Here is an 8,812-nt window from a genome sequence, read left to right as displayed (position 1 = left end):
GTTGTTCCCGGTCAGTGGAGGCGCATTATAGGGAGTTCTCAGAAGGCCGCAACCCCTAATTTCAAAAAACTTTTCAACCGTCGAACATTTAATCAAATCGCCGTTATATCGCCAGTTTTTTCAACGAATTGAAGCCATAACTCTGTAAAACGGGCAATAAAGCGTCGGTATCGTCATTTAACGCCATACAATAGGCAACGTTCTCTTCTTGCGATGATCGCAAATTTTCCTGGGACGAGATCAACCACGCAGCCCGACGGGCGATTGCCGCACCGGAATCCACCAGGCGGGTGCCCTGCGGTAATACCTGCATCAGCTCGTCGGCCAACAGCGGGAAATGAGTGCAACCCAACACGACCGTGTCTGGTGGCTCGCGCATGCTGAGCCACGGTTGCAGGATCTTCTTCAACGCCGCCAACGGCACCTCTTCGCCATGCAGCTTTGCTTCTGCCAGTTCAACCAGCTCCGAAGAACCCAGCAGTTCGATTTTGCAGTCGGTGGCAAAACGGGCGATCAGCTCATGGGTATAGCTACGCTGTACGGTACCGCGCGTCGCCAGCAGGCCAACGATGCCGTTGGCGGTCAGCTTGGCGGCAGGCTTGATGGCGGGTACTACACCCACTACCGGGAAACTGAAACGTGCGCGCAAGGCTGGCAGGGAAACGGTGCTGGCGGTATTGCAGGCAATAATGACAATCGCCAACGGGTAACGTTGCTGCACCGCGCCGACAATCTCCAATACCCGCTCAACGATAAACTGTTCAGACTTTTCGCCGTACGGAAACGCCACGTTATCGAAAGCGTATATATAGTGCAGGTCCGGCAGCAATTGCCGGACCTCTTGATACACCGAAAGTCCACCGACGCCGGAATCAAATACCAACACCGTCGGGCGTGGAGTCGCGGTGGAATTAGAAGGTATAGCTTCCAGTGAGGGAGTATTCTCTTCCTGGAGTAGCGTAGCCATATGCCGTCTCATAATCTTTATCAAACAGGTTGGCAATTCTACCACGAACTGTCAGATGTGATGTGACTGGATACGAAACGGCGAGATCCCACAGGCTGACGCCGCCGAGTTTGACCGTCTCGCTCGGGTAGCTACTGTAATCTTTGTCAAAACGCTGCCCCAGATAACGATAGGTCACCGCCCAGTCCAGGTCATAGACCTGCCAATCCAGTTCATACTTCACCTGTTGTTTGGCGCGGCGCAGCAGAACCTCATTGGTTTTGGCGTTGCGCGGGTCAACGTAGTCGTAGCCAATCTGATGCGTCAACGGGCCGGTTTCAAACGAAGCGGTCGCCTCAACGCCTTTGATGGTCGCTTTACCGATGTTGTAATAACGGTAGCTCACCGGATCGCTGTCGATCAGGTTGTCGATGTCATTACGGTAAGCAGAAACGCGCCAGGTCACTGGCCCGGTCAGCCCTTCGAAGCCACCTTCCCACTGCTTGCTTTCTTCTGGTTTCAGATCGCGATTGCCATAAAAGTCGCTATACAGCTGGCCCATGTTCGGTGCTTTGAAGGCGGTGCCGTAAGACCCCACCAGGCGATATCCTTCGACAAACTCCCAGGCCGCGCTGGTCTGCCAGGTGCCGTGCCAGCCAAATTCGGAGTTGTCGTCACCACGCACGGCGGCTTCCAGCGTCACCGGGCCAACCAGTTGCTGACCGGTCAGGTACAGGCCCGTATTGCGCTGGCTTTTCTCTTCGCTCACCGAGGCGGTGTTTGGTTTGATTTTCTGATCCTGCCAATCGGCACCGGCGCTCACCGTGCCACGCCCGACCTGCAGCGTGTTACCCCATTGCAGGTTGTACTGTTCCACATCGTCCAGTCGCGCCGAACTGGCGTACTGGCCCAAACGCGGATCATAGTTGTAGTCTTTACTGTGACTGTAGCTGCCAATCAGCTGCGTCGCATAAATGCCCTGCTGGTAACGTACCCCACTGTCCCAGGTCTGGCTATAAAGCTTGCGTGTATCCACCAGCGCAGCGCCCGGTGAATAATAGCTATCATAGGCCGTGCGGTTGTCATAGCCGTAACCGCGCACGAAACCGCTGAACTGTTCGGTAAACTGGTGCTGTATGGCGCCATACAGCGACTTGCTCATGAAACCGTCGCGATCCTGCTGGCTTTGCATGCCGGTATTGCCATAAGCCACCACGTCATACCCTTTGGTATAGGTATAGTTGCCCGCCAGCGTTGCCACGGTGTCGTCCCCCAGCGGCTGCTGGGTCGATGCGTCATACGCCTGATAGCCGTTGGAACCCAGCCCGGCGGAAAGCGTAGTGCCGTTGTTTTCTCGCGTAGTGATAATGTTGACTACGCCACCAATCGCGTCGGAGCCATACACCGCCGAACGCGGCCCACGGATATATTCAATTTTCTGCACCAGCGAAATAGGAATTTGGCTGAGATCGGAAGAGCCGCTGACGCCAGCCTGATTCAGACGGATGCCGTCGATCAGTACCAATACGTGGCTGGAATTGGTGCCACGTACAAACAGCGAGCTGTTTTGCCCCAAGCCGCCGTTCTGGGCAATATCCACTCCCGGCAAACGGCGCATCACATCGGTCAGGCTTTTGGCCTGCCAGCGATCGATATCAGTACGGGTGACGACGGAGGTCGGCGCCAGAACCGAAGATACCGGCTGAGGAAAACGGTTGGCGGTAACCACCAGTTTATCGCTGTGATTGGTCGTGGTGTTGTCTTGCGCCCATCCAGAAAAGGCCGTGACGGAGGTAACCACCGACAGCAGCGTATTTTTTATCATTGTCATTGGGAAAAGCATCCAAACATATCTGCGGATGCCGCAGGTTCATGGACTGGTGATTCGCGACAGTCATGAATAATGCGACGTAGTACCGGCAGGTCTTCGGGCTTGGGACTTGTCGATTGCGCAACCCAATCGACACCGGGCGATGACTTCCCATCCAGCAGTGGACAGTGTCTGCATTAATATATGCTATCGCCGTGACTTCCCCTTACCGCTGCGCGTCAGCTCCGGATTCTCACCGGATTCCCTTTTCACTCGCTGCTTGAGGCCGGACAGCAATGCTACGATCAATGTAAATGGATGTCTAGACTTCCAATAATGTAACAAATAATAAGGCTGACAAAACTGGACTTCACTGCCCAATTCCCTACAATCCCCGCTGATCCAATTTGACTGACGAGAAGACCATGACGCCCGAGAACCTGCCTATTGAACGCTACGACGAACAGCTGACGGAGAAAACCCAGCGGCTGGCGTCCATGATGTCGCCGTTCGGGGCACCCGAGCCGGAAGTGTTCCGCTCGCCAGTGAGCCATTACCGTATGCGCGCCGAATTCCGCATCTGGCACGACGATGATGAGATGTACCACATCATGTTCGACCAGCAGACCAAGCAGCGGATTCGCGTTGACCGCTTTCCCGCCGCCAGCGAACTGATCAACCGCCTGATGACCGCGCTGATCGCCGCCATCAAACCGCAGCCCGTTCTGCGCCGCAAACTGTTCCAGATCGATTACCTGTCAACCCGAAGCGGTAAAATCATCGCGTCGCTGCTGTACCACCGCAAGCTGGACGATGAATGGCAACGGCACGCGGAGCAATTGCGCGATGATCTGCGCGCCCAGGGTTTCGATCTGCAACTGATTGGCCGCGCCTCTAAAATGAAAATCACCCTGGATCACGATTACATCGATGAAGTGCTGCCGGTCGCAGGGCGCGACATGATTTACCGCCAGGTGGAAAACAGCTTCACCCAGCCCAACGCGGCGATAAACGTTGCCATGTTGGAATGGGCGCTGGACGTCACACGGCATGCCAAGGGGGATTTGCTGGAACTGTACTGCGGCAACGGTAACTTTTCTCTGGCGCTGGCGCGCAATTTCGATCGCGTGCTGGCAACGGAAATCGCCAAGCCATCGGTGGCCGCCGCACAATACAATATCGCCGCCAATCAGGTAGACAATGTGCAAATCATTCGTATGGCAGCGGAAGAGTTTACCCAGGCGATGAACGGCGTACGCAGCTTTAATCGTCTGCAAGGCATTGATTTAAGCAGCTATAACTGTGAGACAATTTTTGTCGATCCGCCACGTAGTGGGCTGGATGACGAAACGGTGAAGATGGTACAGGCCTATCCACGCATCCTGTATATTTCCTGCAACCCGGAAACGCTGAGCGCCAACCTGGATACCTTGCAGGCCACGCATGACATTACCCGCCTGGCGCTGTTCGATCAGTTCCCCTACACCCACCATATGGAATGCGGCGTACTGTTGGAAAAACGCGTCTAGCGCCAACCGGCAGCAATAAGGCCCGGGACACCCGGGCCGGCAGCATTATGGCTGCGATTGACCACCCAGCGTCTTGCGCGCCTTCAGTTTGATGCCAATCCACAGCACCAGCACCACGCAAAGGATCGATGGCAGGAAGTTCGAGCCGATTTGCGGGTATTCCGCACGTACGATGGCGCTGTATATCAATAAACCCAGCACGAAACACGCCGCGGCCAACTTGGGCATGCCGTCCGGCATCACCCGGTTAAGGTAACGCTGATGCAGGCAGTACACCGCCAACACCAGTGCGATCAGCGGGAAGATCGAAAACGGTACCACCGAGCTGAACAACGCGGCGAAAGAACCGTTGATCGAAAGGCCGGCAATCAACGCCAGCAGTAAGGTGCCATTCTCACGGCCTGGTTTTTCCATTACTTTTTACCTTCTTATACGTGGGTGACAGATGATCTTTCTTGCTCGCGGCGATACCAGTAATAGGCTCCTTTGGAAATCATCCGCAATTGCAGTACCAGCCGCTCCTCCAACTGACGCCGCTGCTCGATGTCGATATCCAACGCTTCAGCGCCGGCGCTGAACACGATGGTGACCATGGCTTCGGCCTGAGCTTCGGTGAAGCTACGTGGCATATGGTTTTCCAGTTCGAGGTAATCCGCCAGTTCGGCGATAAAATGCTGGATTTCGCGCGCAACCGCCGCACGAAAAGCCGCGGACGTACCGGAGCGCTCACGCAGCAACAGGCGAAATGCATTGGGGTTATTGCCAATGAACTCCATAAACGTCGAGACCGAGGTACGGATCACGCTGCCGCCTTTGGCGATGCGCTGGCGCGCCTGCCGCATCAGTTGGCGCAGCATCAGGCCGCTCTCGTCGACCATGGTCAACCCCAGCTCATCCACATCGCGAAAGTGGCGATAAAACGAGGTTGGCGCAATACCTGCCTCACGAGAAACCTCTCGCAGACTCAGGCTGGCAAAACTGCGCTCGGCGCTCAGCTGGCTGAACGCCGCTTCGATCAAAGAGCGACGCGTCCGTTCTTTTTGTTGTGCTCTGACGCCCATATGCATATCCAGATAAATTCCATTCACTCAGTCTAACGCCGTAAGGGTGGCAATATAGCAAATTTTATTGCAACAGCATTTATACAAACGCGCCTGCTCACAATTCCAACCCGTGCAGATTGTGCTTTGCCTCAAAAAGCCTAATGGTGATTGGGCGCACAGCGCTATGATGTTAAGATACCGTTGTAATTTTGTATAAGAATAGGTCTAACCTCACATGCAACAGCACTATCAATTTGATGCCATTGTTATCGGCTCGGGCCCTGGTGGTGAAGGCGCCGCCATGGGACTGGTTAAACAAGGCGCCCGAGTGGCGGTGATCGAGCGGTTCAATAATGTCGGCGGCGGCTGTACCCATTGGGGCACAATCCCGTCCAAAGCCCTCCGCCACGCCGTCAGCCGTATTATCGAATTCAACCAGAACCCGCTCTACAATAACTCCCGTACGCTCAGCGCCACGTTCCCTGACATTCTCCGCCACGCCGACAACGTCATTAACCAACAGACCCGCATGCGCCAAGGCTTTTACGAGCGCAACCAGTGCAAACTGTTTGCCGGCGATGCGCGTTTTATCGATGCCAATACCGTCAGCGTTACCTATCAGGACGGCACCCAAGATACCATCCGCGCCGATCACATCGTGATCGCCTGCGGCTCGCGGCCCTATCACCCGGCCAGCGTTGATTTTACCCATTCACGTATTTATGACAGTGATTCCATTCTCGAATTGAGCCATGAACCGCGCCACGTCATTATCTATGGTGCCGGGGTGATCGGCTGCGAATACGCGTCGATTTTCCGCGGCCTGAACGTCAAGGTTGATCTGATCAACACCCGCGACCGGTTGCTGGCGTTCCTCGATCAGGAAATGTCGGACTCACTGTCTTATCACTTCTGGAACAATGGCGTGGTGATCCGTCACAACGAAGAGTTCGAGAAAATTGAAGGCACCGAAGACGGCGTCATCGTGCATCTGAAATCGGGCAAAAAGGTGAAAGCCGACTGCCTGCTGTATGCCAACGGCCGTACCGGCAACACCGACGCGCTGGGTCTGGAAAACGTCGGGTTGGAATCCGACAGCCGCGGCCTGCTGAAGGTAAACAGCATGTACCAGACGGCGCTGGCGCATATCTATGCCGTCGGTGATGTAATTGGCTACCCGAGCCTGGCGTCGGCGGCCTACGATCAGGGTCGCATTGCCGCGCAGGCCATTGCCTCCGGGGAAGCCAACGCGCATCTGATTGAAGACATCCCGACCGGGATCTACACCATTCCGGAAATCAGCTCCGTCGGCAAAACCGAGCAGGAACTGACGTCGATGAAAGTGCCGTACGAAGTGGGCCGCGCCCAGTTCAAGCATCTGGCGCGCGCACAGATCGCCGGCATGAGCGTCGGCAGTCTGAAGATCCTGTTCCACCGCGACACGCTGGAAATCCTGGGCATTCACTGCTTTGGCGAGCGTGCGGCGGAGATCATCCACATCGGCCAGGCAATCATGGAACAGAAGAATGGAGGTAATACCATCGAGTATTTCGTTAATACTACCTTCAACTATCCGACCATGGCCGAAGCCTATCGGGTGGCGGCGTTAAACGGCTTAAACCGCCTGTTTTAACACCGAGCCCATGTAACTCTGCATGTGCTCGCGGATCGCCTCGGCCAACTGCTCATAGCGGCTGCGCAAAGGGGAACCGGGGCGATACACCAGGGCAATGGTGCGCTTCGGTTCCGGTTTGTAGCAGTCGAGATAGCACACGCCGTCGCGCTCACGCGCGTTTGGCACCGCCAATGACGGCAACAGCGTAATGCCGCTGCCGGCCGCTACCATGTTACGCAGCGTTTCAAGGCTGGTGGCGCGGAAATGGGTGTCTTCGTCCGCACCGGCCTGGAAACAGAAGCCCATCGCCTGATCGCGCAGACAGTGCCCGTCTTCCAGCATCAGCAGTTTTTCGCCCGCCAGATCCGGCATCGCCACGCGCTCACGTTGTGCCCATGGGTGATCCGAATACACCGCCAGCTTCATTGGCTCATCGAACAGCGGCACTTCAATAAACGCTTCTGTTTCCTTCACCAGCGCCAGAATGGCACAGTCCAGCTTGCCGCTGTCGAGCTGCGCCAGCAGCTGCTGGGTTTGCGCTTCGTGCAGATACATTTCCAGTTTCGGGAACGTTTTATGTAACGTCGGGATAATCTGTGGCAGCAGATACGGCCCAACGGTCGGGATCAGACCAATGTGCAACGGCCCCGACATGGCTTCCCCCTGCTGGCTGGCCATTTCTTTCAGCACCTTGACTTCCCGCAGAACGGTGCGCGCCTGCTCCACCAGCAGCAGACCCGCCTGGGTGAACAGCACTTTACGGCTGGTGCGTTCCAGCAGCATTACGCCCAGTTCGTCCTCCAGTTTACGGATCTGCCCACTGAGCGTTGGTTGACTGACATGGCATGAGTCGGCAGCGCGCCGGAAGTGGCGGTGCTCGGCCAAGGCGACCAGGTATTCTAAATCACGAATATTCATTGTTTCCCTCCAGGCCACGATAGCTCGTAGCGATAGATAAGATAGCAATCAGCGATTAGATCTATCAAGCCCTAGCGTGAATAATGTCCACCAAGCAAACGACATGACGTCAACAGCAAAAAATTATTTTTCCTAATTAAGGGGTTATTCAATGTTTACCAGTCAAGAAGGCAAAAAAGTCCCTCAGGTTACTTTCCACACTCGCCAGGGCGACCAATGGATTGATGTAACCACTGATGACCTGTTCAAAAACAAAACCGTGATTGTGTTCTCACTGCCGGGCGCATTCACGCCAACCTGCTCTTCCAGCCATTTGCCACGTTATAACGAGCTGTCCAACGTGTTCAAACAGCACGGCGTCGACGGCATCCTGTGCGTATCCGTCAATGACACTTTCGTAATGAATGCCTGGAAAGCCGATCAACACGCTGAAAACATCACCTTTGTGCCAGACGGCAACGGTGAATTCACCAAGGGTATGAACATGCTGGTCGAAAAAGCCGATCTGGGCTTTGGCCCACGTTCATGGCGCTATTCGATGCTGGTGCGCAACGGCGTGGTTGAGAAAATGTTCGTTGAACCCAACAAGCCAGGCGACCCGTTTGAAGTGTCTGACGCCGACACCATGCTGAAATACCTGGCGCCGGAATTCAAAGTGCAGGAATCCGTTTCGCTGTTCACCAAACCTGGCTGCCCATTCTGCGCCAAGGCAAAACAGATGCTGCAAGAACGCGGTATTCAGTATGAAGAAATCGTGCTGGGCAAAGATGCCACCACCGTCAGCCTGCGCGCCGTCAGCGGCCGCGCTACCGTACCGCAGGTGTTCATCGGCGGGCGTCACATTGGCGGCAGCGACGATCTGGAATCATTCCTGTCAGCCTGATTTATAAGTAAAAGCAAATCCAACGTGAACGTTTGGCGGGCTCAGTGAAATGACCCGCCTTTTTTTAT

At 55.3% G+C, this 8,812-nt stretch carries 8 protein-coding genes and 1 riboswitch; of the genes, 3 read left to right on the top strand and 5 right to left on the bottom strand.

Annotated features, from left to right (window positions below; genetic code table 11):
- Nucleotides 1-103: 103 nt before the first annotated feature.
- On the bottom strand, nucleotides 104-967 hold the full coding sequence (murI, locus tag ACCC84_RS19825) for a glutamate racemase (protein ID WP_039991400.1): 864 nt from the start codon (nucleotides 965-967) through the stop codon (nucleotides 104-106).
- Nucleotides 912-2,777, bottom strand: coding sequence for a TonB-dependent vitamin B12 receptor BtuB (gene btuB / locus ACCC84_RS19820; protein WP_102991051.1), 1,866 nt, complete (start codon nucleotides 2,775-2,777; stop codon nucleotides 912-914). Before btuB ends, murI begins: the two co-directional genes overlap by 56 nt.
- A 70-nt stretch (nucleotides 2,778-2,847) precedes the next feature.
- Nucleotides 2,848-3,062, bottom strand: a riboswitch (cobalamin riboswitch).
- Between the two features lie 119 nt (nucleotides 3,063-3,181).
- Between btuB and trmA the strand changes: the two genes are divergently transcribed.
- Entirely contained in the window at nucleotides 3,182-4,285 is a 1,104-nt protein-coding gene (trmA, locus tag ACCC84_RS19815; RefSeq protein WP_004956476.1) for a tRNA (uridine(54)-C5)-methyltransferase TrmA, read from the top strand.
- A gap of 45 nt (nucleotides 4,286-4,330) precedes the next feature.
- Here the strand turns inward: trmA and ACCC84_RS19810 are convergent, their stop codons facing one another.
- On the bottom strand, nucleotides 4,331-4,699 hold the full coding sequence (locus ACCC84_RS19810) for a YijD family membrane protein (RefSeq protein WP_198773828.1): 369 nt from the start codon (nucleotides 4,697-4,699) through the stop codon (nucleotides 4,331-4,333).
- A gap of 14 nt (nucleotides 4,700-4,713) precedes the next feature.
- Nucleotides 4,714-5,346 (bottom strand): HTH-type transcriptional repressor FabR, encoded by a 633-nt coding sequence (fabR, locus tag ACCC84_RS19805; protein WP_039991402.1) that lies wholly within the window; start codon nucleotides 5,344-5,346, stop codon nucleotides 4,714-4,716.
- 217 nt (nucleotides 5,347-5,563) lie between these two features.
- On the opposite strand from fabR, the gene sthA reads away from it, so the two are divergent.
- Entirely contained in the window at nucleotides 5,564-6,961 is a 1,398-nt protein-coding gene (gene sthA, locus ACCC84_RS19800; RefSeq protein WP_039991404.1) for a Si-specific NAD(P)(+) transhydrogenase, read from the top strand.
- On the opposite strand, the gene oxyR is transcribed toward sthA, so the two are convergent.
- Nucleotides 6,944-7,861, bottom strand: a complete 918-nt coding sequence (gene oxyR, locus ACCC84_RS19795; protein WP_004956481.1) for a DNA-binding transcriptional regulator OxyR — start codon at nucleotides 7,859-7,861, stop codon at nucleotides 6,944-6,946. The genes sthA and oxyR overlap by 18 nt on opposite strands.
- A 151-nt stretch (nucleotides 7,862-8,012) precedes the next feature.
- Here oxyR and ACCC84_RS19790 point away from each other — a divergent pair, with 151 nt between their 5' ends.
- The gene (locus ACCC84_RS19790; RefSeq protein WP_004956482.1) at nucleotides 8,013-8,744 is read left to right on the top strand and encodes a glutathione peroxidase; all 732 of its coding nucleotides are present in this window, start codon (nucleotides 8,013-8,015) and stop codon (nucleotides 8,742-8,744) included.
- Nucleotides 8,745-8,812 lie beyond the last annotated feature (68 nt).

It is taken from the genome of Serratia odorifera (assembly GCF_041448735.1).
GTDB lineage: Bacteria > Pseudomonadota > Gammaproteobacteria > Enterobacterales > Enterobacteriaceae > Serratia_F > Serratia_F odorifera.
This window is presented reverse-complemented; position numbering and strand designations above follow the sequence as displayed.